We start from the raw sequence: 26,685 nt of genomic DNA, 5'->3' as shown, positions 1-26,685 counted from the left end.
GCCCTCAGCGGGGGACCGCCGCCCGCAGCAGGGTGTCGGCGATCCGGCCGGCCCCCTTCTCGCCCGTCAGCACCGTGTAGTGGTTGACGTCCTCGACGCGCACCGCCCTGACCTTCGTGCCCGGCTGGCCCGCCGCCGCCAGCCGGGACTCGTCGTACAGCCCCTGCTCCTCGTTCATCAGCCCGCGCTCGGCCCACAACAGGGTGGCGGGCCCGGGGAGTTCGTGCACGGCCGCGAGCACCTCGTCCTGGAACAGGCCCCCGCCGTCCGTGCGGACCGCCTCCAGCCGGCAGCCCGACCGCAGCGCCGGCTCCTCGCCCGTCAGGTCCCGCTGGATGTAGGCGTCCACCTCCCGCGACCAGTCTCCGTCCCCGAACGCGGGGTGGGCACGCCAGAACGAGCGGTACGCGTCCCGGTCGGTGAAGGTCATCGAGAGCCGGTCCATGGCCGGCCCGATCACGGCCGTCAGCAGTTCGTCCGCCGAGAGATGCGTGGGCGCGGGGAAGCCGAACCCGCCGTCGACGAGCACCAGGGGGCCGAATCGTCCCGGATGACGTACGGCCGCGAGCGCCGCGACGAACGCGCCCATCGAATGGCCCGCCAGCACCACCCGCTCCCGGCCCAGCGCCCCGGCGAGCGCGGCCGCGTCGTCCGCGTGGGCGGCGATGCCGTACGGGCCGGGCAGCCCGGCGCTGCCGGCCCGGCCCCGCAGGTCGGGGGCGACCAGCGTGGCCCGGCCGGCGAGCACGCGGGCCACCGCTCCCCAGGACAGCGCGTTGGCCGTGATGCCGTGCAGGGCCACGACCACCGGCGCGTCCGGATCGGGGGAGGGCCAGCGCAGAGCGGCCAGTTCGCCGCCGGCGACGGGGACGCGTATCTCCTCGTACGGGATCATCGGTGCTCCTCACGGGTCCTGCGCAGACGGGACGGGAGACGGGCCAGGCCGCCGGGCAGCAGGTGTACCACGGCCACGAACAGCACCCCGAGCAGGAACAGCGGCTGGGAGAGCGGCACGCGCAGGACCGCGGGCAGATCGGCGACCGCGCCCGAGCCGGCGAGGTCGCCGAGCCGTTGGTCGGCCCAGGTGTAGAGGATGCCGCCGACCATCGGGCCCCAGCGGGTGCCCGAACCGCCCAGCACCACCATCACCAGCAGCGACAGGGTGAAGTCCGAGGTCGTCGTCTGGGGTGTCGAACCGCCGGTCAGCAGCAGGTGGACGAGCCCGCCCGCCGCCGCCAGCGCCCCGGCCAGGACGAAAGCCGTCAGCTTGAATCCGTACGGCTTCAGGCCCAGCACCTCCACCCGGCGCTCGTTCTCCTTGATGCCCTCCCAGACCCGGCCGGTGGGGGAGCGCACCGCCCGGTGGACGACGCCGAGGGTGAGGACGAGGTAGGCGAGCGCGATCCAGTAGAGGTTCGCGGTGTGGTCGATGCCGACCAGCCATGAGGGCAGCAGCTCCGCCGGTGCGGCCCGGCCCTCCTCGCCGCCGGTGAGGCCGCCCGGGTTGCGGGACACGAGGATCGAGCCGGCCTGCGCGAAGGCGAGCGTCACCATGGAGAAGCCGATGCCGGTGACCCGCAGGCTCACCGAGCCCAGCACCAGGGCGAGCGCGGTTCCGGAGCACAGTCCGAGGACCGCGGCGACGGCGAACGGGAGGCCCGCCTCCAGCAGGAACATGTTCGTGGCGTAGCTGCCCGCCGCGAAGTACAGCGCGTGCCCGAAGGAGAGCAGCCCCGTACGGCCCAGCAGCAGGTCGTAGCCGGTGGCGAGGGCGCCGAACAGCAGGCAGGTGGCCAGTAGTTGCAGGCTTCCCGGACTGCCGAGCGGGCCCTCCAGCAGTCCGGGGACGGGCAGCGTGCTGTACGGCGCGACGATCAGGAGCACGAGGACGGCGGCCGGCCACCAGCGCAGCAGCCGGGGCCTGTTCCGCCCGGGCGCCGTGGTCACGGCGGCGGGTGCGGGTGTGGTGGCGGTGCTCACGCGAGCCTCCCGGTCAGTCCGCGCGGCCGGACGAGCAGCAGCGCGGCGAGCAGGACGACGACCGCCAGGTCGCCGAGGCCCGCTGCGGTGTAGTAGTTGGCGAACTGCTGGACCAGGCCGATGACCACGGCGGCCACGGCTGCACCGGTCACCGAGCCCATGCCGCCCGTGACCACGACGACGAACGCGAAGATCAGCAGCGAGGTGCCCTGCCGGGGGTCGACCGAACCGAAGTACAGCCCGCCGAGCGCGCCGCCCAGTGCGGCGGCGCAGCCACCGATCGCGAAGACCAGCGTGAACGCCTTGCGGACGTCGATGCCGAGCGCCGTCACCATCGCCCGGTCCTCGACCCCGGCGCGTACGACCAGACCGTGCCGGGTCCGGCCCAGGAACAGCCGCAGCGCGGCCAGGACGACGACGGCCGCCGCGACGAGCACCAGCCGGTTGACCGGCACGTCCGCGCCCAGCAGCCCGAAGGTGCCGGACAGGGCCTCGGGCCCGGGGAAGGTCCGGGCGTCCGAACCCCAGATGCCCGACAGCAGAGCGGGCACGGCCAGCCCCACCCCGACCGTCGCGAGCACCTGCTCCCGGGGCCGGGTGTAGAGGGGGCGTACGACGGTCAGTTCGAGCACCACGGCGGCGAGCGTGCCCGCCGCGGTGCCGAACAGGACCGCCAGGGCGAAGCCCCAGCCGCCCGGGCCGGCGCCGGGCAGATTCCCGGACGCCGCCCACCAGGTGCCGTACGCCCCGATGGAGAGCAGCGCCCCGTGGGCGAAGTTGAGCACGTCCATCAGGCCGAAGATCAGCGAGAGGCCCGACGCGATGAGGAAGTAGAGCGCCCCCAGACCGAGCCCGGTCATGGTGAGCAGCACGATGGTGGACATCAGGAATCCGCCTCCGCGGTGGTCGGGGTGAGCGGGCCCTTGCCGACGCCGAGCAGCCGGCGGGTGGCCTCCGCGTCGCCCAGGAGCGCGGCCGCCTCGCCCTGATGGGCCGTCCGCCCGTCGGCGAGCACCGCACAGTGCTGGGCGAGCCTGCGGACGACGGCGAGATTCTGCTCGACCAGGAGCACCGGCACCGCCTCGGCGGCGCGTTCCAGCACCTGGGCGACCTCGGTGACGACCTTGGGGGCCAGGCCCTTGGTGGGCTCGTCGGCGATGATCAGCCGGTTGCCGTTGAGCAGGGTGCGGCCGATGGCCACCATCTGCTGCTGGCCGCCGGAGAGCGTCCCCGCCAACTGCTTCTCGCGAAGCCTCAGTTCGGGGAAGAGCTCGTGGACCAGGCCGTAGGCGGGCCCCTCGGCGCCCCGGCGTTCGGCCAGCCGCAGGTTCTCGGCGACGGTGAGCCCCGCGAAGACTCCCCGGTCCTCGGGGGCGTATCCGATGCCCCGGCGGACCAGGGTGTGGGTGGGCAGGCCCACGGTCTCCTCGCCGTCGAGGAGCACGCTGCCGTCGCGCGGCACCAGGCCGAGTACGCCGCGCACGGTCGTGGTCTTGCCGGCGCCGTTGCGGCCGAGGAGCGCCGTCACGCCGTGGCGTGCCACGTCCAGGTCGACCCCGTGCAGGATGTGCCGGCCGCCGATCAGGACGCGCAGGTCCCGTACGACGAGGAGTGCGGGCGGCGTGGTCACCGGGGGCGGCCTCACAGTCCCTCCCCGAGGTAGGCCTGCTGGACGACCGGGTCGGCGGTCACCGCGCCCGGGGTGTCCAGGGCGAGCAGGCTGCCGTGGTGCATCACCGCCAGTCGGTCCGCGAGTCCCAGCAGGACGTCCATGTGGTGCTCGACCATGAGCACGGTGCGGCCCTCCTCGCGGTGCAGCGCCCGGATCAGTTCCGTGAGGGGCGGGACCTCCTCGGCGCTCACCCCGGCCATCGGCTCGTCGAGCAGCATCAGCCGCGGCTCGCCCACCAGCAGCACGGCGAGCTCCAGCTTGCGCTTCTCGCCGTGGGAGAGCTCGGCCGCCGTGGCCCCGGCGCGGTGGCCGAGGCCGGTGCGCTCCAGCACGCCGCTCACCTCGGCGGTGTACGGGGAAGCGCGCCTCCAGAGCCGGTGCGAACCGCCCTTCCTGGCCTGCGCGGCCAGCCGGACGTGCTCGGCCACGGTCATCTGCGGCCAGAGGCTGGACGTCTGGAACGTCCGCCCGATCCCGCGCCGCGCACGGGTGTGCACGGGCAGTCCGGTGAGGTCCGCGCCGTCCAGCGCGAGGGTGCCCGTGGTGGGGGTGACGATCCCGCTGATCAGGTTGAACAGGGAGGTCTTGCCTGCCCCGTTGGGCCCGATGAAGGCGAGGAACTCGCCCTCCCGGACGTCCAGCGTGACGTCCTCGACGATGGCCGCCCCGCCGACGCGCCACCCCAGTCCGTCCAGCCGGAGCACCGGAGCGCCCGTACGCGCCCCCTCGTCCCGCGCGGTGGCGGTGCCGGATACGGTCACGGGTCAGCCCGCCGAGGGCTTCGCGGGCGGGGCCACCGCGTCCATCGGCCGGGTGCTCACCAGTTCGGGCTTCGCGGCGGCTCCGGTGCCGTTGAGCCTGGCGACGAACATCGGCTGAAGCAGCGCGTGGTCCTCGGCGCGGATCTGCTGCCTGCCCTTCACCCCGTCGAAGCTCCAGCCCTCCAGGGCCTTCACCATGGCGGCGGTGTCGGTGGCACCGCCCTCCTCGACGGCCCGCACGATCATCTGCGCCGCGGTGAAACCGTCGGTGCTGAACAGGTCGGGGGTGCCGCCCGCCTTCTCGACGCCGTCGAGCATGGCCTTCTCCACGGCGTTGCCGCCGCCCGCGCCGGGGAAGTAGTGCGCGAGGAAGGAGACCTTGGCGCCGGCCGCGCCGAACACCGGGTACGACGCCGTCCCGGCCAGCCCGGTGACGACCTTGCCGGCGCTCAGCACGCCCTGCTGGTCCAGTGCGGTCCACAGGGCGGGGGCGGTCGCGCCGGCCCAGGCGACGAAGACCAGGTCGGGACCGCCCGCCTTCACCTGCCGGGCGAAGGGCGTGAGGTCCGTGGCGCTGGGCGGGGCGAGCACGGAGCCCACCTTCGCCCCCTCGGCGCCCAGGACCGCCTTGACGGCGGCGACGTTGGCCTGGCCGAAGGTCGAGTCCTGCGCGAGGACGGTGACCTTCTTGCCCCCGGGGTCGCCGAGCATGGTGCCCGCGGTCAGGATGTCCTGGTAGGACTGCCGGCCGGACCGGAAGGTGTACGCGTTGATCCCGGTCACCGCGTCCGTGGCGGCAGGGCCGTTGACGTACAGCACCTTGTTCTGGGCGGCCAGCGGGGCCATCTGGAGCGCGACGCCGGAGTCGGTGGTGCCGGCCAGCACCTTGTAGCCCTTGCCGATCAGATTCTTCGCGGCGGAGACGGCCTTGCCGGGGTCGCCCGCGTCGTCCTGCTCGGTGACCTCGATCGGGTGGCCGCCCGCCTTGCCGGTGCCCTTCGTCGCGTGGTCGAGGCCCGCCATGAACCCGTCGCGGTACTGCTTCCCGTAGGCGGCGAGCAGTCCCGTACGGGAGTAGACGAGGCCCACCTTCACGGCCTCGTCCCCACCCTTGCCGGCCCCGGACCCGCTGCCCGCCTGCCCGGCGGCGGTGCATCCCACCAGGAGCAGGCCGGCGGCGCCGAGAGCGGTCGCGGTCAGGGTTCTTCTCTGGACGGTGCCTACGGCTCTGCGACGCATGGGGACCGGCTCCTCGGCGTGGTTCGGGTGATGTCGGCCGAACCGTACGAACACCGTGGCGCCGTCGACATGGTGCAGGGAACCTCACCTGGGCGGGTGCCGGTGTGGGCACCGCACATGGGCACCTCTCAGCGGGTGTCCGCCGGGAGGTCGATCAGCCCGCACACCGTCTCGATGTCCCGCCTCACCTGTGCGATCGACTCCCGCCCCGACAGCCAGGTGATCAGCGCCGAGTGCCAGGTGTGCTCGATGACGCGGACCACGGAGAGCTGCTCCTGCGTGGGGTCCTCGACCCCCATCGCGTCCAGGACGATGGCCGTCGTCAGCCGGGACACGGCGTCCACCTCCGGGCTCACCCCGCGGTCGGCGAAGGTCAGCGCCCGCACCATGGCGTCCGCCAGATGGGGCTCGCGCTGGAGTGCCCGGAAGGCCAGCATCAGGGTCTCCGCGACCCGCTCGGCGGCGTCGTCCCCGGCGGGCGGCTGTCTGCGGAGCGTGACGTGCAGATGCCGGAGCTGGTCCTGCATGAGTGCCACCAGCAGATGGACCTTGGACGGGAAGTAGCGGTACAGCGTGCCCAGGGCGACCCCGGCGGCGTCCGCCACCTCACGCATCTGCACGGCCTCGAAACCGCCGCGCCCCGCGAGCTGGGCGCCGGCCCGCAGAATGCTCCGGCGGCGGGCCTCCTGGCGTTCCGTCAAGGGAGGCTCCGCAGGCCTGGCTTCCGCTGTCATCTGTCCCCATCCAAAAAGGGAGAACCGGTTCCCTGCCCGGCCGGGCGTCCGTTTCCGGGCGCGCACAGCATGCCAGGGTGACCGCCGTGGCGCGAATCACCTGATCCGGCCGTCACGCCGACGCTACCTGCCGGTAGATTCGGTGCGGGTTGAACCACTCAGTCTGAAACTTGTTCTAGATTAGCGCGACCGGTTACGCTCCGGCGAACGTAGTGAGAAGGGGGCCGAGCGTGACCGCTGAGGCCGTAGAGACGGGCCCCTTCGCGGGCGGCGACACGTCGGGCACCGACGGTGACCGGCCTCTGCGCATCGCACTCCTGACCTACAAGGGCAACCCCTTCTGCGGTGGCCAGGGCGTCTACGTCCGCCACCTCGGCCGCGAGCTGGCCCGGCTCGGACACAGCGTCGAAGTGATCGGTGCCCAGCCCTATCCGGTGCTCGACGAGGGCGTTCCGCTCACCGAGCTGCCGAGCCTCGACCTCTACCGCCAGCCCGACCCGTTCCGGACCCCGGGACCCGGTGAGTACCGCGACTGGATCGACGTCGCCGAGGTCGCCACCATGTGGACCGGCGGCTTCCCCGAGCCGCTCACCTTCAGCCTGCGGGCACGCCGTCATCTCCTCGCCAGGCGCGGTGACTTCGACGTGGTGCACGACAACCAGACGCTCGGTTACGGCCTGCTCGGCGACATCGGCGCACCCCTCGTCACCACGATCCACCACCCGATCACCGTCGACCGCCGGCTGGACCTGGACGCCGCCGGCTCCGCGCGCCGCCGGCTCGCCGTGCGCCGCTGGTACGGCTTCACCCGCATGCAGAAGCGCGTCGCCCGCCGCCTGCCGTCCGTCCTCACCGTCTCCGGCTCGTCCCAGCAGGAGATCGTCGAGCACCTCGGGGTGCGCCGGGACCGTATCCAGGTCGTGCACATCGGGGCCGACACCGACCTCTGGTCGCCCGACCCCTCGGTCGCGGAGGTCCCCGGACGGATCGTCACCACCTCCAGCGCCGACGTCCCGCTCAAGGGCCTCGTCCATCTCGTGGAGGCCCTCGCCAAGCTCCGCACCGAGAACCCGGATGCGCACCTCGTGGTCGTCGGCAAGCGGGCCGAACGCGGCCCCGTCGCCCAGGCCATCGCGCGCCACGGGCTCCAGGACGCCGTCGAGTTCGTCAAGGGCATCAGCGACGCCGAACTCGTCGACCTGGTCCGCAGCGCCCAGATCTCCTGCGTCCCCTCGCTGTACGAGGGCTTCTCGCTGCCCGCCGCCGAGGCCATGGCCACCGGGACCCCGCTGGTGGCCACCACCGGCGGCGCCATCCCGGAGGTGACGGGGCCCGACGGGGAGACCTGCCTCGCCGTGCCGCCCGGCGACGCGGGGGCACTGGCCGCCGCCCTCGGCCGGCTCCTCGGCGACCGCGAGCTGCGCGCCCGCCTCGGCGGGGCCGGCCGCGCCCGGGTGCTGGCCAACTTCACCTGGGCCAAGGCCGCCCTCGGCACCGTCGAGTTGTACCGTCAGTCGATCGCAGCCCGGGGGGCCCGCAGGTGACGACCCCCGTGGCTCCCGGAATCCGTACCTCCGACCTCGAAGGCAGGCCCCCGTGCTGACCGTCGACTTCACCCGCTTCCCGCTCGCCGCCGGCGACCGGGTGCTCGATCTGGGCTGCGGCGCCGGCCGGCACGCCTTCGAGTGCTACCGGCGCGGCGCCCAGGTGGTGGCCCTCGACCAGAACGGCGAGGAGATCCGCGAGGTCGCGAAGTGGTTCGCCGCGATGAAGGAGGCCGGTGAGGCACCCGCGGGCGCGACCGCCACCGCGATGGAGGGCGACGCCCTCAACCTGCCGTTCCCCGACGACTCCTTCGACGTCGTCATCATCTCCGAGGTGATGGAGCACATCCCCGACGACAAGGGCGTCCTCGCCGAGATGGTCCGGGTGCTGAAGCCCGGCGGCCGGATCGCGATCACCGTGCCCCGCTACGGCCCCGAGAAGGTCTGCTGGACGCTCTCCGACGCGTACCACGAGGTCGAGGGCGGGCACATCCGCATCTACAAGGCCGACGAGCTGCTCGGCAAGATCCGCGAGGCCGGGCTCAAGCCCTACGGCACCCACCACGCGCACGCGCTGCACAGCCCCTACTGGTGGCTGAAGTGCGCCTTCGGCGTGGACAACGAGAAGGCGCTGCCGGTGCGCGCGTACCACAAGCTGCTGGTCTGGGACATCATGAAGAAGCCCCTGGCCACCCGGGTCGCCGAGCAGCTGCTCAACCCGGTCGTCGGCAAGAGCTTCGTCGCGTACGCGACCAAGCCGCACCTGCCGAAGGCCGAGGCGTGAGCACGCCGGAGCAGACCGAACACCTCGTCCTGCCGGGCGTCCTCACCGCCGAACAGGCCGCCGAGACCGTGGCCGCGCTGCTCGCCGTGCAGCGCGAGGACGGGGCGCTGCCCTGGTTCCGTGGCCACCACCTCGACCCGTGGGACCACACCGAGGCCGCGATGGCGCTGGACGCGGCCGGCGAGCACGAGGCCGCCGCCCGCGCCTACGCGTGGCTGGCCCGCCACCAGAACGAGGACGGCTCGTGGTACGCCGCGTACCACGACGGTGACCCCGACAGGCCGACCGACCTGGGGCGGGAGACCAACTTCTGCGCCTACGTGGCCGTCGGCGTCTGGCACCACTATCTCGCCACCGGCGACGACGCGTTCGTCGACCGGATGTGGCCGACGGTCTTCGCCGCGGTCGAGTTCGTGCTGCGGCTCCAGCAGCCCGGCGGGGAGATCGGCTGGAAGCGGGAGGCCGACGGCACCCCCGTCGGCGACGCCCTGCTGACAGGCTCCTCCTCCGTGTACCAGGCGCTGCGCTGCGCGCTGGCGCTGGCGGAGCAGCGCGAGGAGGCCCAGCCGGACTGGGAGCTGGCGGCCGGGGCCCTGGGCCACGCGATCCGCAGCCACCCCGAGCGCTTCCTGGACAAGAGCCGCTACTCGATGGACTGGTACTACCCGGTCCTCGGCGGCGCGGTCACCGGAGCCGCCGCGACACGGCGGATCGAGGACGGCTGGGACAGCTTCGTGGTCCCCGGACTCGGTGTGCGCTGCGTGCTCCCCAACCCGTGGGTGACGGGCGGCGAGAGCTGCGAACTGGCCCTGGCGCTCTGGGTGACGGGGGAGTCGGACCGCGCTCTGGAGATCCTGCAGTCCATCCAGCACCTGCGGGCCGAGGGCGGCCTCTACTGGACGGGGTACGTCTTCGAGGGCGAGCGGGCCATATGGCCGGAGGAACTCACCACCTGGACGGCCGGATCACTGCTGCTCGCGGTGGCCGCGCTCGGAGGGGACGAGGCGACCACCGCGGTCTTCAGCGGCGAACGGCTGCCGGCGGGGCTGGAACCCGACTGCTGCCGGGTCGGTTAGGGCCTCTCGTCTGGATCATGCCGGGCTCGCGGGGTGACCCAGCCTGATCCGGACGAAAGACCCTAGAAGCGGCGGACCCGGCCCGCCACGGCGTGACCGATGAACAGGTAGACGACCGCGGCCAGTCCGTAGCCCGTGACGACGCGCGCCCACGCCTCGTCGAAGGTGAACAGGTCGTACGACCAGCCGGCCAGCCAGCGGGCCGAGTCCTGGACGAACTGAACGAGGTCGTTACCCCGGTTGGCGTCGAGCAGGTACATCAGGATCCACAGAATGATGATGAAGGCCATGATGTCCGCGACGACGGCTATGACGCGTGCTGCGGTGCTGCTTCCTGTGCCTGTTCTGGGAGACATGTTCTCCGGATTGCCGCTCTACGTTGAGTGAAACCCGTACGGCGGGCGCCAGGTGGCGGCCCGCGCCCGCACGGGTGAGCCTGGCGACGAGTGCCGGCCCGCGTCACTCACCGTGATGACCCTGGTCAGGGAGGCTCGTCGTGCCCCGTTCCGCACCGCTCCGCCGGCTCGTCGTGGCGCTGATGCTGTCCTGCGCCCTCCTGGCGGGGGTCACCGCCTGCGGGGACGACGACGGCGGCACCCGGGCCGCCAGCAGTTCCGCGAGCCCGAGCCCCACGACGTCGGCGCAGAAGCAGAAGTACGCCAAGGCGCGTTTCGTGGCCAACGCGGGCCTGGCGGCAGGGGCGGCGTACCAGTGGATCGTGAAGCCCTACAGGGCCGGCACGTTCAAGAAGGGCGCGGACGGTCGCACCTTCGCCATGGTCAAGGCGGGGGTGGCGGGCGCCTTCGCGTACAACCGGCTCAACGCCGCGGCGGAGAACGCCAAGGGCGACCCGCTCCTGGCGAAGGCCGTCGCCCCGCTGACCGCCGGGATCGCCTCGCTCAAGGACGTGGCCACCAGGATGAGCAAGGGCGAGGCGGGCGCCGGGGACGTGGGGGCCTTCGAGAGTGTCATCAACAGCGTCAAGGACGCCGGGAAGAGCGCGGGCGCCGAGGTGAAGAACAAGGTCCCGTCGACCTCGCAGCTGGGCGGATAACCAGCTGAACGGAACTCCGTACGCCGCATAGGGTGCGGGGATGACCCTCCTCGCGCACGTGCGCTACTGCGACGAAATCCTTGTGGAGACCGACCTGTTGGGCGCGCTGGTCAAGGATGCCGACCTGACCGGGCGCGTCCCCACCTGCCCCGACTGGAATCTGCGCGAACTCGTCGTCCACGTCGGCGGCGCGCACCGCTGGGCCGGTGAGATCATCCGCCGCCGGGCCGCTGACGCGATCCCCGACGACCAGGTCCCGGACACCTCGGGGCCGGCCGGTGGCGGCGCGGACGCTCTCGCGGAATGGCTGGCCGCAGGCGCCGCCGCGACGGTGGACGCCTTGCGGGAGGCGGGTCCGGACACCGAGGTCTGGACCTGGGGGTGGGAACGCCGCACCGCTTTCTGGGCCCGGCGCATGGCCCATGAGACGGCTGTACACCGTGCGGACGCGGCCCTCGCCGCGGGGACGGCCTACGAGGTGGCACCCGGCCTGGCCGCCGACACCATCACCGAATGGCTTCAGATCGTCGCCTTCGCCCAGACGCAGGGCGACCCGGAAGCGGCCGAACTGCGCGGCGGCGGACGGTCCTTGCACCTGCATGCCACGGATGTCCCGGGGGCGGAGTGGCTGATCGAGTTCGGTGAGGACGGCTTCACCTGGCGCCACGCCCACGGGAAGGCGACCGTGGCTCTCCGTGGCCCGCTGACCGAACTGATGCTGGCGTTCAACCGCCGGCAGAAGCCGGACGAGGGCGGACTGGAAGTCCTGGGGGACCGGGGGCTGCTGGACTTCTGGCTGGAGAGGTCGTCCTTCGGCTGAGAGGCCCGGGTACGGCAGTGGCCCCCGCCCTTGAGGACGGGGGCCACTCGGGTGCGACGGCTCAGCCGCGCTGGATGCCCGTGGTGTCCTGGAGGACGCCACGACGGCCGTCCTGCGTCTGGGCGATGAGCCCGGGGCCACGCTGCTCGACCGCGAGGTACCACGTACCCGGCGCGAGCTCCGCGATCGGGTTGGGGGCGCCGTCCTCGCCGTACAGCGGGCGGGCCACCGGAACCGCGAACCAGAAGGGGGTGAAGTCACCGGCCGGTGCCCCACCGCCCTGCGGAGCCTGCTGCGCGGCCTGCTGCTGGTGCTCCGGCTGACCCTGCTGGCCGGGCTGGCCCGGCTGGGCGCCGTACGGCTGGGGCTGGCCCGGCTGCGCGCCGAACGGCTGCTGGCCACCGGGGTAGCCGTAGCCCTGGCCGGGCTGCTGGCCGTACGCCGGCTGCACGGCCTGCGCCGGGCGCGGGGCGCCCAGGAGCGGGGCCTGGAGCGCGGGAACCATCGGAGTGGCCACCGCGCCGCCGGCCAGCACGAGGGCCGCCAGCAGTCCGAGGATCAGACCGGCGCCCGCGTCACCCGCGTCGATGATCGTCCAGAACATGGTCCACAGGGAGAACACGGTGAACGCGGCGCCGAACCGGCCGAGTTCGAAGCCGGCCACCTTGCGGCCCGGCATCGCGCGGCTGACGATCAGCAGCGCGGCGCCGATGATGCCGGCGAGGTAGATGCCCATCAGGACGGAGAGCGAGTCCCAGGCGTTCGCCGCGCTGTAGCCCGAGCAGTCCACGCCCGAGGGGCAGTCGTAGCCGGAGAGGTCGAGGAAAGAGGCGACGAACAGCACGACCGCTGCTCCGATCACCACGCCGTCGCCTCGAGTGAGGGAGCGGATATTCACGTGAAGGTCCTTAGTCGGTCGTCTCGTCGGGGCGGTCGTCGATGCCGCCCGATCGGCGGGTTACGGCGCGAAGCTCGGGGGCGGCTCCCCATCGTACGGATGAATCTATCGTCTGCCCGGGCGGGTTGTGATGCTGCCCGGACCTCGGACGGGCTATCCCCCCAATGTCGCCACCATCACCGCAGAACTACCTCTTCAGATAGCTGCCGACGCCCTCGGCGATACCGAGAGCGGCTTTCTGTCGCCAGCCCGAACTGGTGAGCAGGGCGGCGTCCTTCGGATCACGCATATTGCCGCATTCGATGAACACTTTGGGCACGGTCGACAGATTCAGGCCGCCGAGATCGTTCCGGGTGTCCAGCCCCGTGTTGTCGCCGATGTAATTGGAAGGCGCGCTTCCGGTAACGCGTACGAAATTCCCGGCAATCCGTACTCCAAGTTCACGCGAAGGGGCAACGATCTTCGCGGTGTCCGCGCCGTCCCCGTTCACCGCTGCGGGGAGAATGACGTGGAATCCACGGTTCCCGGTTGCGGAACCGTCCGCGTGAACCGAGACGACCGCGTCGGCCCGCTCCTTGTTGCCGATCCGTGCCCGCTCGTCGACGCACGGGCCGTAGGGGCGGTCGCCGTCCTGGGTGAGGACGACCTTCGCGCCCTTCTCCTCCAGCAGCGTGCGCAGCCGGCGCGAGACGTCGAGGGTGAACCGGGCCTCCGCGTAACCCGCGTCGGTCGCCGTGCCCGTGGTGTCGCACTCCTTGTGCCCGGTGCCGATGTCCACCTGGCTGTTGATCTCCCGGGTGTGGTCGCGGTTGCCCGGGTTGTGCCCGGGGTCGATCACCACGGTCCGGCCCGTGAGCGGCCCCTGGGGCTTGGGGGAGGCGGACGGAGTCGCGGCCGGCGCGGACGGCTGCGGGGTCGAGGGGGTGGACGCGGGCGAGGACGCGGCGGACCGCGACGCACTCTCCGGTCCGGCCCCGGGGCCCTGCCCGCCGTCGCCCGCGCATCCCGCGGCGGTCAGACAGACGCCGGCCAGCGCGGCGGCGGCGAACACGGGCCCGCGGCGGGGTGTGGGGGGAGGGAAATCGTCGTGACGCACGTCGCGATGCTATCCGTGACCGTTGCTTTGAGTATCAGTAGATCTCAGCAATCCCGGCGTTTCTGCCGGAATGGTCCGTAACAGTGTCACCAGAGTGCGAGTTGCGTTCTGGTGTCCTGTTGCCGGTCTCCCGTTTCTGTCCCGGCCCGGAGGCTGGGGATTGTGCCACCTGCCCGCCCCTCCCGCGCCGTGAGGCGTGGGAGGGTGGTGCGGGTCTTGCGGTCGGCTCCACGGGGCTTCGGCCCCGCCGTCGCGGCGGGGTCCAGGTCTCCGGCCACTCCGGTACCTGTGAGGGTGGTGCGGGTCGCGAGAGCGACCAGGTTGTGTCCCGCGTTCGCGTCCCGGTCCAGGACGAGCCCGCAGGTGTCGCACTCGAAGACACGCACGCTCAGGGGCAGCTTGGCTTTCACCGCACCACAGCGTGAACACGTCTTCGAGGAGGGAAACCACCGGTCGGCAACAACAAGCCGTGTCCCGTGCCGGCGGGTCTTGTACGTCAGCTGGCGCCGGATCTCACCGAACGCCGTATCCGCGATACGTCGGGACACACGCCGGTTACGGCCCATCCCCGCCACATTGAGATCCTCGACCACGACGGTGCCGTACTCACGGGTGATACGCGTCGTCAGCTTGTGAAGAGCGTCCTCACGAAGGTTCGCCACCCGGTGATGCACCCTGTTCCGTGCCCGGTTCGCCTTCTCCCACCGGCGTGAGGGCTTCTGTCCGGTGCGCCGGTCGGGGCCCCGGCGGCGCGACACGACACGACTGGCGCGCCGCAGCTGTTTCTGGGCGTGGTCGAGGTGGCGCGGGTTCGGCTCCTGGGTCACGGTCCCGTCGCTGTCCGCGAGGACCGCGAGGGTTTTGATGCCCAGGTCGATACCGACCGCCGCGTCCGGGCGGGCCACCCTCACCAGCTCGTGCCGCTGCTCGACCTGGAACGAGACGAACCAGCGTCCTCGGTCCATGCGCACCGTCGCGGACAGGATCCGCATGCTCCCCGCGTCGATCAAAGCCCGCAGGTCCGGTCGGTGCTCGTGAAGGCGGACCGTGCCGATCCTGGGCAGGGTCACGTGCCTGCCGTCCGGCTCCACACGGATCGCCCCGGTCGTGAACCGGCACGACAGACGTGCCTTACGCTTCGACTTGAACCGCGGAACACCCACCCGCGCACCCTTACGCTTACCGCCCTTGAATTTCGCGTAGTTGTCGAACGCAGCCGACGCGTTCGCCAGACCGGTGTTGTAGGCCTCCTTGGAGTTCTCCTCCCACCAACCTGCAAAACGCGGATCCGTGCGCTTGTCCAGGTTGAACGCTTTGCGCAGCGCGGGCAGCGACCACGACCGCCACGGAGTCAGCTCATCCTCCGGGATGCCGTACGACTGCTCGGCCTTGCGCTGCCACCACACCGCGGTGACATGGCCGACAGCCCAGTTGTAGGCGGCACGCGCGGCACCCGCATGCGAGTGCAGACGGCCCACGGCCGTGGCGCTCGGGTCCAGGGCCAGCCTGTACGCCAGGACGGTGAAGCCCGGCTGCGGCGTGAACCTCTTCACCCGGCCACATCCTGCCGGGCGGCGGCAACCGCGATAGCCCGGGCGGCACAATTACTCGCCGAGCAACGGCCGTACGGGCGGCAAACCTTCACGGCATCAGGTTATTCACAGAGAATGCCGCATATCCACTGAGAAAAATAGGAACAGTTGTTTACCCTCAGATCCCCGCCCCCGTGCGCCGCAGGACGCGCAGCGAGTCCGTCGCCGAGATCTCGGTGAACGCCCCCGAAGCCAGGGCGCGTTGGTGGACCCGGTACGGGGCCTGGCCGCCGTCCGCCGGGTCCGGGAACACGTCGTGGATGACCAGGAGACCGCCGTCGGCGACCTTCGGGGCCCAGCCCTCGTAGTCGCCGTTCGCGTGCTCGTCGGTGTGCCCGCCGTCGATGAAGACCAGGCCGAGCGCCCCGCCCCAGACGCCCGCGACCTGCGGGGACCGTCCGACGAGGGCGACCACGTGCTCCTCCAGTCCGGCCCGGTGCAGGGTACGCCGGAAGGTGGGCAGCGTCTCCATCAGGCCGATCTCCGGGTCCACCACCGACGTGTCGTGGTATTCCCAGCCGGGCTGCTGTTCCTCGCTGCCCCGGTGGTGGTCGACGGTGAGCGCCGTCAGCCCGGCGGCGCGGGCGGCGGCGGCCAGCAGGATCGTGGACCGCCCGCAGTAGGTGCCTACCTCCAGGAGCGGGAGCCCGAGCGCGGCGGCCTCGACGGCGGCGGCGTACAGGGCGAGCCCTTCGTGGACCGGCATGAAGCCCTTGGCCGCCTCGAAGGCGGCGAGAACCTCCGGGTCGGGACGGGCGGTCGACTCGGCGGCCACGTGGTTCCTCCTGGTGGGGCGGTGGATCGGACGGCGTCCCATCGTGCCGTACGCCCCCGCGACAGGGGTCGGCGGGGGCGTACGGGTGGGGTGGGCCCGGGTCGGGGCCCCTGGCAGGGCTGCCCGGTCAGGTCAGCAGCTCTGCCAGAGCCGGGTCATGACCCGGACACCGAAGCGCAGGCCCTCCAGCGGGACGCGTTCGTCCACGCCGTGGAAGAGCCGGCCGTAGTCCAGGTCGTGCGGGAGCTTCAGCCCCTTGAAGCCGAAGCAGCGGATGCCCAGGTGGGTGAAGGCCTTGGCGTCGGTGCCGCCGGGGTTGCAGTACGGGACGGGGTGGCCGTCCGGGTCCTCCGCGCGGACCGCGTCACACATCGCCTCGACCAGCGGCCCGTCGAACGTCGTCTCCATCGCGATGTCGTGGTTGACCCACTCTCGGCTGACGGAGGGCAGCAGCAGCCGGTCGATGGTGTCGATCAGCTCCTGCTCGTGGCCCGGCAGGAAGCGGCCGTCGACGCGGGCGGTCGCCTTCCCGGGGATCACGTTGGTCTGGTAACCCGCGTTGAACATGGTGGGGTTGGCGGAGTTGCGCAGCACCACCTGCATGAAGTCCGCGACCGGCCCCAGCCGGGACAGGGTGCCCTCGATGTCGTCCTCGTCGAACTCCGCACCGTAGAGGCGGGCGGCCTCCTCCAGCAGGGCACGGACCGGTTCGATCAGCCGGACCGGGAAGGTCTCGCGGCCGATCCGGGTGAGGGACTCGGCCAGGTCGGTGACCGCGTTCTCGTCGTTGGGGGAGGAGCCGTGGCCGGCGCGGCCGGTGGCGGTGAGCTCCATCCAGGCCATGCCGCGCTGGGCGTTCTCGATCGGGTACAGCCGCCGGGTGTCGTCGATCGCGAAGGAGAATCCGCCCCCTTCGCCGATCGCCTCGGTGACCCCGGAGAAGAGCTCGGGGCGGTGCTCGACCAGCCAGTGCGCGCCGAACTTCCCGCCGGCCTCCTCGTCGGCGAGGAAGGCGAGGACCAGATCGCGCGCAGGCCGCGTGCCGGTCCGGGCGAAATGCCGCGCGGTGGCCAGCATGACCGCGACCGTGTCCTTCATGTCGATCGCGCCGCGCCCCCAGAGGTAGCCGTCGCGGATCTCCCCGGAGAACGGCGGCACCTGCCACTCGGAGGCGTCGGCGGGTACGACGTCGAGGTGGCCGTGCACCAGCAGGGCGCCCCGCGACGGGTCGGCACCCGCGACGCGCGCGATGACGTTGGCCCGGCCGGGGGCCGTCTCGACCAGGACGGATTCGATGCCCACCTCGGCGAGGCGGGCCACCACCCAGTCCGCCGCGGCGCGTTCGTCGCTGGTGGGGTTGGAGGTGTCGAAGCGGATCAGCTCGGCGCAGAGACCGACGACCTCCTCCTGGGCCTGCTCGGACGCGGGGACGATGCTCATGCTGTTCCTGTCGGGGTGGTGGCGTGGGCGGCGGCGGGTGCGGGGGTGTGCGCGTCGTCGTCCAGGGCGGAGGTGCCGTACGGCCTGACCCAGCCCAGCAGGCCGAGCGCGCAGTACAGGAGGAAGGCGGTGGCCAGCGAGTTGAGGGCGGGGATACCGCCGTCGTAGAACTTGCCGACGCAGAACGCGGCGAGCCAGATGGCCACGGACATCGGCACCCAGGTGGGAGAGGTCGCGGGGAGGGTCTGCGCCTCGCGGGTCTCGTCCAGCGGCCGCCGCATCCGCTTCACGACCCAGTACTCCGCGACGATGATGCCGCCGATCGGAGGGATCATCACGCCCAGCAGGGAGAGGAACTCCGTGAAGTGGGTCATGATGCCGACCGCGGAGAGGAGCGTGCCCGCGACTCCGAGGGCGACGGTGACGACTCCGCGGTGCAGCCGCCTGCCGAAGACGACCTGGAAGAAGTTGACGACGCCGAGCGAGGAGCCGTACAGGTTCCAGTCGTTGATCTTCGCGGTCGACATCAGGACCACGATCACGCCGAACGCGCCCGAGGTGGAGAGCACGATGTGCGAGACCTCGCTGGACTTCACCAGGTGGCCGAGGAGCACACCGACCATGCCGACGATGTACTCGGAGAGGATCATCGAGGAGGCGCTCTGCACGAAGACGTGCGAGCCCTTCCTGTTGTAGCGGGTCATCTCGGGCGAGACGATGGCGCCGGTCATGTAGCCGCCGGCGATCGCGGTGGCGGCCACCGCCAGCGGGATCGTCTCGCCGGGCGGCGGCGAGCTGATCAGGTCGCCGAGCGAGTGGTCGTTCAGCGTGGTGATCACCGACCAGGCGACCATGCCGAAGAAGAGCGGGGTGACGATCTTCGCGAACAGCGCCATGTAGCGGAAGCCGAAGATCACCAAGGCGGTGATGGCGACGCCCGCGATGACGCACCACATCCAGGACGGGCCGCCGACGAGCGCCGAGACGCTGTCGCCGAAGATCGTGTTCTGGACACCGAACCAGCCCACCAGGCTGACCGCGATGACGAAACTGACCAGCGCCGAACCGTTGCGGCCGAAGCCCACCCAGCGGGTCAGCATCGGAGTGGCCAGGCCCTCGCGCATCCCGGCTAGTCCGATCGCGAAGATCACGATCTCCAGGATCACCGCGCCGAGCGTGAAGGCGAGGAACGCGTCCCCGAAGGTCATGCCCACACCGATGGTGGCGCCGAGCGTGAACTGCGAGATCGACCCGGACTGGGCCAGCCACTGCAGGAGCATCGACCAGAAGCCGAAGCGCTTGTCGCGCGGCACCCGGGAGAGCGAGTAGTCGTCGCTGCCGATGCTCTTGGCCTCGGGGGCGGTGGCGGCGCCCCGGCTGTCGGATGCCATCAGGACTCCTGGGTGGTGCGGCCGAAGGTCTGCAGGTGAGCCAGCGACCCGTAGCGGTTGACGAGGTTGTCGAACTCCACCGCGTCGTGGAAGTCCAGGATTCCGGCGCCGAAGGCCTTGGCGACCTCGACGGCGTACCGGGCGGCGGACGCGATGTCCGTCTCGTGACTCGCGCCCGTCTGGCAGCCCGGCACCGCCGCGGCCGAGGTGACCGCCAGACCGACGACCGGAGCCGCGGTCGCGGTGGAGGGCTGCAGGATCGAATTGATGTGGTGTGCACCGTTACCGTACGGGGTGATGTCCTGGGTGGTCACGGGGTACGTGACCAACGGCTCACCGGTCACCACGGCGAGCAGCTCGCCGAGCTGCTCGGACACCCGGAGCACCCAGCCCTCCTTGACGGTGGGCGAGAGGGCCAGGCCCTTGTGGTTGATGATCCGGTTGCCCTTGGTGGTGTCGATGGAGAGCACGGCCTCCATCTCGCCGGTGACCTCGTGCCGGTTCATCGTGGCGATGTCCACCGGGGACCCCATGAACGGAACCGGGTCGTGCGGCTCGGTCGGAGCGTTCGGGCAGATGTGCGTGGCGACGATCACGTCGCCGGGCAGCGCGTCGCCCCGGCGGCGCATGTCCAGCAGCTTGGCGGCCGTGGCGAGCGCCGAGGCCGCGCCGTCGGCGTCGGACACGAGCCCGGTCACCTCCGGCCGGGCGCCGACGCCGCCGAGCCGGCCGACCACACCGAGGGTCCGGGCGCTGCCGCCCGAGGTGCGCCCGTGGGTGCCCGGGATGCGGACGAGTACGAAGTCCGTCGCCCCCCGGTCGCCGGTGACCGTCGTGACCTCGGCCGCCGAGCCGGGTGCCCCGGCGACGGAGTCGAGGTATCCGGCGACGGACTTGCCGCTGACCTGCGGGTCGTCCAGCAGCTCGACGATGTCCAGTACGTACTTGAGCATGGGGGCCTTTCTCCGGAGCGGGACACCCGCCCGGCGCTTCTACGGGGAAGCGCCGGGCGGGGTGCTGGAGCAACATTCGGGATCCGCTACCGTCGAACGCAATGCTTTCCCGTTATCTGCAATTCAGGTCTGAATGGTGAGATGCTGCTGATGGCCGACTTCGATCCGGACCGCCGGACCCCCGCAGGGGCGCTGCAGACCGTCGACCGGGCGCTCCTGGTGCTGCTCGCCTTCGAGCGCACCCGGCCCGACTGGGGCGTCACCGAGGTCGCCGAGGAGTTCGGCTGGGACACCTCGGTCGCCCAGCGCCTGCTGGCCACGCTCGCGGGCCGCGGCTTCCTGGTGTCCGACCCGGTCACCCGCCGCTACCGCATCGGCCCCGCCGTGCTCCGGCTCGGCCGGCTCTGGGAGCGCTCGGGGTCACTGGAGCTGCTGGCCGGCCCGGTGCTGGAGGAGCTCCGCCGGACCACCGGCGACACCGTCCTGTTCTGTCTGCCGGACAACTTCCACATGAGGTGCGTGGCGGCAGAGGAGGGCGAGACCGGGCCGCTGCGCTACTACCCGCTGGTCGGTGAGCTCTACCCCGCGCACGCCGGGGCCACCAGCAAGTCCTTCTACGCCTACCTGCCGGACGACCAGCGCCACCGGCTCTTCCGGGGCCGCCCCATGGCGCGGTTCACCGACCGGACCGTCACCGACCCGGATCTGCTGGAGAAGGAGTTCATGAAGGTCCGCGCCCAGGGGTTCGCGTGGACCGTCGGCGAGTACGACACCGGCATCGCCACCGTCGCCGTGCCGGTGTTCCTGAGGCGCGAGCCCTACGGCAGCCTCAGCCTCGGCGGAGGCGAAGACCGCTTCCGGGGCGCCCCCGAGGACCGGCTCGAAGCCCTGCGCCACGCCGCCCACCTGCTGGAGCAGCGGCTCACCCACCCGCCCCAGCGGCCGAAGTCCCGCGCGGGACGCCCCCGTACCGCCTGACCCTGTCCGCGAGCCGCCCGACCGGCTTTCCGCTCCCACCGCACGAGGAACCTCTGTGAATCTGCTGCTTCTCTCCAACTCGACCCAGTACGGCCGCGGTTATCTGGAACACGCCCTGGACACCGTCACCGCGTTCCTTCCGGCGAACGCGCGGCTGGCCTTCGTGCCGTACGCGCTGGCCGACCACGACGCGTACACCGCACGTGTCCGCGCGGCGCTGGAGCCGTCCGGGACTGTCGTGCGCGGCGTCCACGAGGGCGCCGACCCCCTCGCCGAACTCGCCGCCGCGGACGCCGTGTTCATCGGCGGGGGCAACTCCTTCCGGCTTCTCGACGCCCTGTACCGCACCGGCCTGCGCGAGGCCGTGCGGGACGCCGCACGGGACGGACTGCCGTACATGGGCGCCAGCGCGGGCACCAACATGGCCGCGCCCACCCTCCGGACCTCCAACGACATGCCCATCGTGCAGCCGCCCTCCTTCGACGCGCTGGGCCTGGTCCCGTTCCAGATCAACCCGCACTACCTGGACCCGGACCCGGACAGCACCCACAAGGGCGAGACCCGCGAGGAGCGGCTCACCGAATTCCTCGAGGAGAACGACGTCCCCGTGCTCGGGCTGCGCGAGGGCTCCTGGCTCCGCGTCGAGGAGGGCACGGCCACGGTCCAGGGCGCGCGGCCCGCCCGGCTGTTCACGCGCGGTGTCCGGCCGCAGGAGCTCGCGGCCGGAACCGATGTGTCGCGGCTGCTGGCTACGGAGCCGAGGTTCGACGCCCCGGCGCGCTGACCGGCGCCGCCACGGGGGCGGACTCGGCCGCGGCGAGCGCGTCGCCCGCACTGCTGGCCAGCAGCACCGGATGCGCCTTCCGCTGCGCCGGCAGGAACGCCGCCAGCACGAGGCCGATCAGCACCGCCCCCGTGGCGATCATGAACGAGGTCCGGAAGCCCTCCATGGTGGGGACGTCCACCGCGCCCATCCGCACCGAGGTGTTCGCCAGCACCATGCCGATCACCGCACTCGACAGCGAGGTGCCGATCGACCGCATCAGCGTGTTCAGGCCGTTGGCCGCGCCCGTCTCCGACGCGTCGACCGCGCCGATGATCAGGGCCGGCAGCGAGGAGTACGCGAGCCCGATCCCCGCGCCGAGCACGACCGCGATGACCACCGTCTGCCACGCGGCGCTCATCAGGCCGAGCCCCGCCCCGTAACCGACGGCGATGACCAGCATGCCCAGGATCAGTGTGGTCTTGGGCCCGCGGCGGGCGGAGAGCCGTGCGTACAGCGGGGCGACGAACATCATGGTCAGACCCAGCGGCGCCACGCAGAGCCCCGCCACCACCATGGACTGCCCCAGGCCGTAACCCGTCGAGGCGGGCAGCTGGAGCAGCTGCGGCAGGACCAGGGAGACGGCGTAGAAGGCGACCCCGACCATGATCGAGACGAGGTTGGTGAGCAGCACCTCGCGGCGGGCGCTGGTGCGGAGATCGACCAGCGGCGCCGGGGAGCGCAGCTCGAACAGGCCCCACAGCACCAGGATCACCAGGGACGCGGCGATCAGTCCGAGAGTCAGGGGAGAGGTCCAGCCCCAGTCGCCGCCCTTGGTCACGGGCAGCAGCAGGCAGACCAGGCCGAGCGAGAGGCCCAGCGCCCCGACGTGGTCGAAGCGTCCCGGCGCGCGCAGCGGTGGCTCCGGCACGACGAGGACGGTCAGGGTCATGGCCAGCACCCCGAGCCCGGCCGAAGCGAGGAACAGCGCGTGCCAGTCGGCGTGCTGGGCGACGATCGCGGCGGCGGGCAGCGCGAGTCCGCCGCCCACCCCTATGGACGAGCTCATCAGGGCCATCGCCGAGCCGAGCTTCTCGCGCGGCAGCACGTCGCGCATGATGCCGATCCCCAGCGGGATGGCGCCCATGGCGAAGCCCTGGAGCGCCCGGCCGACGATCATGATCACGAGGTTGTCGGTGGACGCGCAGATCAGCGAGCCCACCACCATCACGGCGAGGCTGGCCAGCAGCATCCGGCGTTTGCCGTACAGATCGCCGAGCCGCCCCATGATCGGGGTCGCGACGGCCCCGGCGAGCAGGGTGGCCGTCATCACCCAGGTCGCGTTCGCCGGATCGGTGCCGAGCAGGGACGGCAGGTCCTTGATGACGGGGACGAGCAGGGTCTGCATCACCGCGACGGTGATACCCGCGAACGCGAGTACGGGTACGACGCCGCCGCCCTTGCCCCTGCGCGGGTCGGGGAGCTCTGCGCGCGAGCCCTGCTGTCCGTTCGTCGTCCGTTGCATACGTGTGGCCTCCGGGCAGGGGAAGAAGCAGAAGATCGAGCTGGATGGAGCATGCGGCGGCGCGCCGACGGGCAGCGCCGACCGCCAAGTGTGTGCATGCTGAACGCTTCCTTGTGCCTGCGATATTCCGGTGAACGCGGCGTAACAACGGGGAAGTCGGGTGGAGGACCTACGCCAGGAGGCGGAGAGATGATGAGACCGAAGGGGCCCGGAAACCGATGTACGGGGCACGAGACGCCTGCGAGTATGACACCCATGGTTGACGTCACCCCGCCCGCACGGCTGCCCGCACGATCGAGAACCCGTACCTGGGCCGTGGTCGCGGCCGCCTGCACCGGGCAGTTCCTGGTCGTCCTCGATGTGTCCGTCGTCAACGTGGCGCTGCCGTCCATGCGCACCGACCTCGGCCTCAGCGCACCCGGACTCCAGTGGGTCGTCAACGCCTACTCGATCGCCTTCGCCGGCTTCATGCTGCTCGGGGGCCGGGCCGCGGACATCTACGGCCGCAAGAGGATGTTCCTGACCGGGCTCGCCCTCTTCACCGCGGCCTCCCTGGCCGGCGGGCTCGCTCAGGAGGGCTGGCAGCTCCTCGTCGCCCGTGCCGGGCAGGGACTCGGCGCCGCCGTACTGTCCCCGGCGACCCTCACGATCCTCACCGCCGCCGTCCCCGAGGGCCCCGCGCGGTCCAGGGCGATCGGCACCTGGATGGCCGTCGGCGCGGGCGGCGGAGCGGCCGGGGGACTGATCGGCGGGGTGCTCACCGATCTCCTCTCCTGGCGGTGGGTGCTGCTCATCAACGTGCCGGTCGGCGTCCTCGTCATCGCCGGCGCGGCGGTGTGGCTCGCCGAGGGCAGGGCGGGCGACCGCCGCCGCGTCGATCTGCTCGGCGCGGTGCTCGTCACGGCGGGCCTGGCGACGACGGCGTACGGCATCGTGCAGACCGAGGCCGCCGGCTGGACCGCCGCCGCCACCCTGGTGCCCCTCCTGGGCGGCCTGGCGCTGCTCGGCGTCTTCGTCCTGGTGGAGGCCAGGACGGCCGCGCCGCTGATGCCGCTGCGGGTGCTCGGGGTGCGCGCCGTCTCGGCGGCGAACGTGTCGATGCTGCTGCTGGGTTCGGCGACGTTCGGCATGTGGTACTTCATGACCGTCTACGCCCAGAACGTGCTGGGCTACACGCCGCTGGAGGCCGGGTTCGCGCTCGTACCGAGCTCCGCCGCCGTCTTCATCGGCGCGAAGGCCGCGCCCGCGCTCATGGCGCGGGCCGGTGCCAAGTCCCTGGCCGTGGCCGGAACCCTGCTCGCCGCCGCGGGCTTCGGCTGGCAGTCCACCATGGGCGTGCACGGCTCCTACCTCACCGCGGTCTGTCTCCCCGGCGTCCTGATGATGGCCGGCGCCGGACTGGCCTCCACCCCGCTGGCCACACTCGCCACCTCCGGGGCGGCACCCGGCGACGCCGGACTCGTCTCCGGGCTGGTCAACACCTCCCGCACCATGGGCGGCGCGCTGGGCCTCGCCGTGCTCTCCACGGTCGCGGCGGCCCGTACGGCCGGTTCGACGGGGGCGGCGGAGATCACGGCCGGATACGCGCTGGCCTTCCGCACGTCCGCCGTGGTGCTGGTGTGCGGGGCGGCGATGATGCTGCTCTGGCTGCCGGGCGGCCGGGGCCGGCGCACCGGCGGACGCCCGGGCACACGGGCCGGGGGCCGCCCCGGGAAGGAGTCCACGCCGGCGGCGCTGCACTCGCCGGACACCCCCTAGAGCCAGCCTTCCTGACGTGCCGCGCGCATCGCCTCCATGCGGTTGCGGGTGCCCGTCTTGCCGATCGCCGAGGAGAGGTAGTTCCGGACCGTGGACTCCGACAGGCTCAGCTTCGCGGCGATGTCGGCGACCGTCGCCCCGTCCACCGAGGCGTTCAGAGCGTCCCGCTCCCGTGGGGTCAGCGGGCTCGGGCCCGCGCCCAGCGCTGCGGCGGCCAGCGCCGGATCGATCACGGTCTCGCCGCCCAGCACCTGCCGGATCGCCTTCGCCAGCTCCCCGACCGGGCCGTCCTTCACCAGGAAACCGGAGGCTCCGGCCTCCATGGCACGCCGCAGATAGCCCGGCCTGCCGAACGTCGTCAGGATCAGCACCCGGCAGTCCGGCACCTCCGTACGCAGATCGGCGGCCGCGTCCAGGCCGCTGCGGCCCGGAAGCTCGATGTCCAGCAACGCCACATCCGGGCGTGACAGGAGCGCCTCGTCCACGATCCTGTCCCCGGCGGCCACCTGGGCGACCACCTCGAAGTCCGGCTCCATCCCGAGCAGCAGCGCGAGCGCACTGCGCATCATGCCCTGGTCCTCGGCGAGCAGGATGCGTACCGACCCCGTGGGGCGGTGGTCCTGCGGCATCTCGTTCACGGGCTCAGAGTAGGCCGCCGGGGCGCCGGCGGAGGCCCGACGCCACCACCTCGCCGGGTGGCGCGCCCTAGCCGCAGTCCCGCTCCCCGGGGACCTCCGACGCCTCGGCCGGCAGTTCCGCGGTCACGACGAAGCCGCCGCCCGGGCCCGGGCCCGACTTCAGGGAGCCGCCCGCGGCGGTCAGCCGTTCGGCCAGTCCCTTCAGTCCCGTACCCCCGGCCGGGCCCACGGGCTGTCCGGGCCCGGCGCCGTCGTCCGTCACCGTCAGCCGGACCCGTTCGGATGTGGAGTCGAGGACGAACTCGCAGCGGGTCGCGCCACTGTGGCGTACGGCGTTGGTGACGGCCTCCCGCGCCACCCAGCCCAGCAGCGCGTCGGTCTGCGGGGCCGGCGGCGGCCCCGAGCGGTGGACGGCCTGCTCGATCCCGGCGGCGGCCAGCACCGGACCGGCCCGGTCCAGCTCGGTGGCCAGGCTGCCCTGGCGGTAGCCCGTCACCGCCTCACGGATCTCGGTGAGGGCCTGGCGGCCCACGGACTCGATGTCGGAGACCTGGGCGAGCGCGGCGTCGATGTCGTGCGGAGCGAGCCTGCGGGCCGCCTCGGACTTGACGACGACCACCGACAGGGTGTGGCCGAGCAGATCGTGCAGGTCGCGCGAGAAGCGCAGCCGCTCCTGCTCGACGGCGCTCCGTGCGAGCTCCTGACGGGTCGCGCGCAGCTCCATCACCGTCTCGGACAGGGTGAGGATCGCGGCGGTCACACCCCCGGAGATCAAGGTGCCGTAGCCGATCGTCCAGGGCTCCGACACGTGGTCGCCGCGCCACACGGCCACCGCGCACGCACACCCGGCCAGGACGATCAGGCAGATGCCCAGCCGCCGGCCGCGCAGGATCGTCCCGCAGGCCAGTGCGAACAAGGGGAAGAACAGCAGCCAGTTGCCGCCGTACGCGATCGCGAGACCGAACGTGATGGCACCCATCGCCGCCAGCAGCGCGTAGGACGTGGCGCTCTCCCGCCTCCTCCTGTCGAAGCCCCGGAACACCACCGAGATGTAGAGGGAGTTGAAGGCCAGCAGCCCGAGACCGCCGACCCAGGGGTTCGACGTCTCGCCCTGCAGGAGGTTGGAGAACGCGCCGAGTCCCATCAGCAGTGTGGGCAGCAGGGCGTACGGTCCGGGCGGGCCGGGCCGCCTGTTCCCCTTCCTCGTCTTCCTG

Annotated in this window: 26 protein-coding genes; 8 read left to right on the top strand and 18 right to left on the bottom strand. The window is 72.0% G+C overall.

What is annotated here, in order from left to right; all coding sequences use genetic code 11:
* Positions 1-4 precede the first annotated feature (4 nt).
* From ACIBCU_RS02880 to ACIBCU_RS02850, 7 genes are all read right to left on the bottom strand, one after another.
* Positions 5-895 (bottom strand): alpha/beta hydrolase, encoded by an 891-nt coding sequence (locus ACIBCU_RS02880; RefSeq protein WP_362931365.1) that lies wholly within the window; start codon positions 893-895, stop codon positions 5-7.
* Positions 892-1,980 carry a branched-chain amino acid ABC transporter permease gene (locus ACIBCU_RS02875; protein WP_399228776.1) on the bottom strand — a complete coding sequence of 363 codons (1,089 nt, stop codon included), beginning with the start codon at positions 1,978-1,980 and terminating at the stop codon, positions 892-894. The genes ACIBCU_RS02880 and ACIBCU_RS02875 overlap by 4 nt, the downstream gene beginning before the upstream one ends.
* A complete protein-coding gene (locus ACIBCU_RS02870) occupies positions 1,977-2,864 on the bottom strand; it encodes a branched-chain amino acid ABC transporter permease (protein WP_362931363.1) in 888 nt (295 codons plus the stop codon). The genes ACIBCU_RS02875 and ACIBCU_RS02870 overlap by 4 nt, the downstream gene beginning before the upstream one ends.
* Positions 2,864-3,610 carry an ABC transporter ATP-binding protein gene (locus tag ACIBCU_RS02865; RefSeq protein WP_399228773.1) on the bottom strand — a complete coding sequence of 249 codons (747 nt, stop codon included), beginning with the start codon at positions 3,608-3,610 and terminating at the stop codon, positions 2,864-2,866. Before ACIBCU_RS02865 ends, ACIBCU_RS02870 begins: the two co-directional genes overlap by 1 nt.
* 11 nt (positions 3,611-3,621) lie before the next feature.
* Positions 3,622-4,413, bottom strand: coding sequence for an ABC transporter ATP-binding protein (locus tag ACIBCU_RS02860; RefSeq protein ID WP_399228771.1), 792 nt, complete (start codon positions 4,411-4,413; stop codon positions 3,622-3,624).
* A gap of 3 nt (positions 4,414-4,416) precedes the next feature.
* Positions 4,417-5,652 carry a substrate-binding domain-containing protein gene (locus ACIBCU_RS02855; RefSeq protein WP_362931357.1) on the bottom strand — a complete coding sequence of 412 codons (1,236 nt, stop codon included), beginning with the start codon at positions 5,650-5,652 and terminating at the stop codon, positions 4,417-4,419.
* 128 nt (positions 5,653-5,780) lie between these two features.
* The gene (locus ACIBCU_RS02850; RefSeq protein ID WP_362931355.1) at positions 5,781-6,386 is read right to left on the bottom strand and encodes a TetR family transcriptional regulator; all 606 of its coding nucleotides are present in this window, start codon (positions 6,384-6,386) and stop codon (positions 5,781-5,783) included.
* 230 nt (positions 6,387-6,616) lie between these two features.
* Here ACIBCU_RS02850 and ACIBCU_RS02845 point away from each other — a divergent pair, with 230 nt between their 5' ends.
* From ACIBCU_RS02845 to ACIBCU_RS02835, 3 genes are read left to right on the top strand one after another with little or no spacing between them, the layout of a single operon-like run.
* A complete protein-coding gene (locus ACIBCU_RS02845; protein ID WP_362931353.1) occupies positions 6,617-7,930 on the top strand; it encodes a glycosyltransferase family 4 protein in 1,314 nt (437 codons plus the stop codon).
* 52 nt (positions 7,931-7,982) lie between these two features.
* Entirely contained in the window at positions 7,983-8,714 is a 732-nt protein-coding gene (locus ACIBCU_RS02840) for a class I SAM-dependent methyltransferase (RefSeq protein WP_362931351.1), read from the top strand.
* Positions 8,711-9,790 carry a prenyltransferase gene (locus ACIBCU_RS02835; protein ID WP_362931349.1) on the top strand — a complete coding sequence of 360 codons (1,080 nt, stop codon included), beginning with the start codon at positions 8,711-8,713 and terminating at the stop codon, positions 9,788-9,790. The genes ACIBCU_RS02840 and ACIBCU_RS02835 overlap by 4 nt, the downstream gene beginning before the upstream one ends.
* Positions 9,791-9,852: 62 nt before the next feature.
* On the opposite strand, the gene ACIBCU_RS02830 is transcribed toward ACIBCU_RS02835, so the two are convergent.
* Positions 9,853-10,146, bottom strand: coding sequence for a hypothetical protein (locus tag ACIBCU_RS02830; protein ID WP_104785126.1), 294 nt, complete (start codon positions 10,144-10,146; stop codon positions 9,853-9,855).
* Between the two features lie 140 nt (positions 10,147-10,286).
* Between ACIBCU_RS02830 and ACIBCU_RS02825 the strand changes: the two genes are divergently transcribed.
* The gene (locus ACIBCU_RS02825) at positions 10,287-10,844 is read left to right on the top strand and encodes a hypothetical protein (RefSeq protein WP_362931347.1); all 558 of its coding nucleotides are present in this window, start codon (positions 10,287-10,289) and stop codon (positions 10,842-10,844) included.
* A 40-nt stretch (positions 10,845-10,884) separates the two neighbouring features.
* The gene (locus tag ACIBCU_RS02820) at positions 10,885-11,664 is read left to right on the top strand and encodes a maleylpyruvate isomerase family mycothiol-dependent enzyme (protein WP_399228766.1); all 780 of its coding nucleotides are present in this window, start codon (positions 10,885-10,887) and stop codon (positions 11,662-11,664) included.
* 61 nt (positions 11,665-11,725) lie between these two features.
* On the opposite strand, the gene ACIBCU_RS02815 is transcribed toward ACIBCU_RS02820, so the two are convergent.
* The 7 genes from ACIBCU_RS02815 to ACIBCU_RS02785 form a co-directional block, all read right to left on the bottom strand.
* On the bottom strand, positions 11,726-12,562 hold the full coding sequence (locus tag ACIBCU_RS02815; protein WP_362931343.1) for a hypothetical protein: 837 nt from the start codon (positions 12,560-12,562) through the stop codon (positions 11,726-11,728).
* 187 nt (positions 12,563-12,749) lie between these two features.
* Entirely contained in the window at positions 12,750-13,658 is a 909-nt protein-coding gene (locus tag ACIBCU_RS02810) for an N-acetylmuramoyl-L-alanine amidase (protein WP_399228764.1), read from the bottom strand.
* Between the two features lie 86 nt (positions 13,659-13,744).
* Positions 13,745-15,211 (bottom strand): IS607 family element RNA-guided endonuclease TnpB, encoded by a 1,467-nt coding sequence (gene tnpB / locus ACIBCU_RS02805; protein ID WP_399228762.1) that lies wholly within the window; start codon positions 15,209-15,211, stop codon positions 13,745-13,747.
* A 157-nt stretch (positions 15,212-15,368) separates the two neighbouring features.
* Positions 15,369-16,067, bottom strand: a complete 699-nt coding sequence (locus tag ACIBCU_RS02800) for a class I SAM-dependent methyltransferase (RefSeq protein ID WP_399228760.1) — start codon at positions 16,065-16,067, stop codon at positions 15,369-15,371.
* Between the two features lie 90 nt (positions 16,068-16,157).
* Positions 16,158-17,465, bottom strand: coding sequence for a M20/M25/M40 family metallo-hydrolase (locus tag ACIBCU_RS02795; protein ID WP_362931337.1), 1,308 nt, complete (start codon positions 17,463-17,465; stop codon positions 16,158-16,160).
* Complete coding sequence (locus ACIBCU_RS02790) at positions 17,462-18,856, bottom strand: cytosine permease (protein WP_362931335.1); 1,395 nt, start codon at positions 18,854-18,856, stop codon at positions 17,462-17,464. Before ACIBCU_RS02790 ends, ACIBCU_RS02795 begins: the two co-directional genes overlap by 4 nt.
* Positions 18,856-19,809 (bottom strand): DUF1177 domain-containing protein, encoded by a 954-nt coding sequence (locus tag ACIBCU_RS02785; RefSeq protein ID WP_362931333.1) that lies wholly within the window; start codon positions 19,807-19,809, stop codon positions 18,856-18,858. Before ACIBCU_RS02785 ends, ACIBCU_RS02790 begins: the two co-directional genes overlap by 1 nt.
* A gap of 150 nt (positions 19,810-19,959) precedes the next feature.
* Between ACIBCU_RS02785 and ACIBCU_RS02780 the strand changes: the two genes are divergently transcribed.
* Positions 19,960-20,787 (top strand): IclR family transcriptional regulator, encoded by an 828-nt coding sequence (locus ACIBCU_RS02780; protein ID WP_362931331.1) that lies wholly within the window; start codon positions 19,960-19,962, stop codon positions 20,785-20,787.
* Between the two features lie 55 nt (positions 20,788-20,842).
* A complete protein-coding gene (pepE, locus tag ACIBCU_RS02775) occupies positions 20,843-21,571 on the top strand; it encodes a dipeptidase PepE (RefSeq protein WP_362931329.1) in 729 nt (242 codons plus the stop codon).
* Here pepE and ACIBCU_RS02770 read toward each other — a convergent pair.
* Positions 21,537-23,075 (bottom strand): MFS transporter, encoded by a 1,539-nt coding sequence (locus ACIBCU_RS02770; protein ID WP_399228756.1) that lies wholly within the window; start codon positions 23,073-23,075, stop codon positions 21,537-21,539. The two genes, pepE and ACIBCU_RS02770, sit on opposite strands and share 35 nt — an antisense overlap.
* A gap of 246 nt (positions 23,076-23,321) precedes the next feature.
* Here ACIBCU_RS02770 and ACIBCU_RS02765 point away from each other — a divergent pair, with 246 nt between their 5' ends.
* Complete coding sequence (locus ACIBCU_RS02765; protein ID WP_362931325.1) at positions 23,322-24,833, top strand: MFS transporter; 1,512 nt, start codon at positions 23,322-23,324, stop codon at positions 24,831-24,833.
* Here ACIBCU_RS02765 and ACIBCU_RS02760 read toward each other — a convergent pair.
* Entirely contained in the window at positions 24,830-25,462 is a 633-nt protein-coding gene (locus ACIBCU_RS02760) for a response regulator transcription factor (RefSeq protein ID WP_362931405.1), read from the bottom strand. The two genes, ACIBCU_RS02765 and ACIBCU_RS02760, sit on opposite strands and share 4 nt — an antisense overlap.
* Before the next feature lie 76 nt (positions 25,463-25,538).
* Entirely contained in the window at positions 25,539-26,630 is a 1,092-nt protein-coding gene (locus ACIBCU_RS02755; protein ID WP_399229726.1) for a sensor histidine kinase, read from the bottom strand.
* Positions 26,631-26,685: the final 55 nt, after the last annotated feature.

It is taken from the genome of Streptomyces sp. NPDC051064, from assembly GCF_044455985.1.
Classification (GTDB): Bacteria; Actinomycetota; Actinomycetes; order Streptomycetales; family Streptomycetaceae; genus Streptomyces.
The sequence above is the reverse complement of the archived record's forward strand: the minus strand, read 5'-3'. Positions and strand labels throughout refer to the sequence as shown.

What these genes read in the sequence shown, in the direction of transcription:
- ACIBCU_RS02830 (WP_104785126.1), bottom strand. Translation starts at nt 10,146, where the DNA reads ATGTCTCCCAGAACAGGCACAGGAAGCAGCACCGCAGCACGCGTCATA.
- ACIBCU_RS02855 (WP_362931357.1), bottom strand. Translation starts at nt 5,652, where the DNA reads ATGCGTCGCAGAGCCGTAGGCACCGTCCAGAGAAGAACCCTGACCGCG.
- ACIBCU_RS02770 (WP_399228756.1), bottom strand. Translation starts at nt 23,075, where the DNA reads ATGCAACGGACGACGAACGGACAGCAGGGCTCGCGCGCAGAGCTCCCC.
- ACIBCU_RS02820 (WP_399228766.1), top strand. Translation starts at nt 10,885, where the DNA reads ATGACCCTCCTCGCGCACGTGCGCTACTGCGACGAAATCCTTGTGGAG.
- ACIBCU_RS02850 (WP_362931355.1), bottom strand. Translation starts at nt 6,386, where the DNA reads ATGACAGCGGAAGCCAGGCCTGCGGAGCCTCCCTTGACGGAACGCCAG.
- ACIBCU_RS02765 (WP_362931325.1), top strand. Translation starts at nt 23,322, where the DNA reads ATGACACCCATGGTTGACGTCACCCCGCCCGCACGGCTGCCCGCACGA.
- ACIBCU_RS02785 (WP_362931333.1), bottom strand. Translation starts at nt 19,809, where the DNA reads ATGCTCAAGTACGTACTGGACATCGTCGAGCTGCTGGACGACCCGCAG.
- ACIBCU_RS02795 (WP_362931337.1), bottom strand. Translation starts at nt 17,465, where the DNA reads ATGAGCATCGTCCCCGCGTCCGAGCAGGCCCAGGAGGAGGTCGTCGGT.
- ACIBCU_RS02800 (WP_399228760.1), bottom strand. Translation starts at nt 16,067, where the DNA reads ATGGGACGCCGTCCGATCCACCGCCCCACCAGGAGGAACCACGTGGCC.
- ACIBCU_RS02870 (WP_362931363.1), bottom strand. Translation starts at nt 2,864, where the DNA reads ATGTCCACCATCGTGCTGCTCACCATGACCGGGCTCGGTCTGGGGGCG.
- ACIBCU_RS02760 (WP_362931405.1), bottom strand. Translation starts at nt 25,462, where the DNA reads ATGCCGCAGGACCACCGCCCCACGGGGTCGGTACGCATCCTGCTCGCC.
- ACIBCU_RS02880 (WP_362931365.1), bottom strand. Translation starts at nt 895, where the DNA reads ATGATCCCGTACGAGGAGATACGCGTCCCCGTCGCCGGCGGCGAACTG.
- ACIBCU_RS02790 (WP_362931335.1), bottom strand. Translation starts at nt 18,856, where the DNA reads ATGGCATCCGACAGCCGGGGCGCCGCCACCGCCCCCGAGGCCAAGAGC.
- ACIBCU_RS02780 (WP_362931331.1), top strand. Translation starts at nt 19,960, where the DNA reads ATGGCCGACTTCGATCCGGACCGCCGGACCCCCGCAGGGGCGCTGCAG.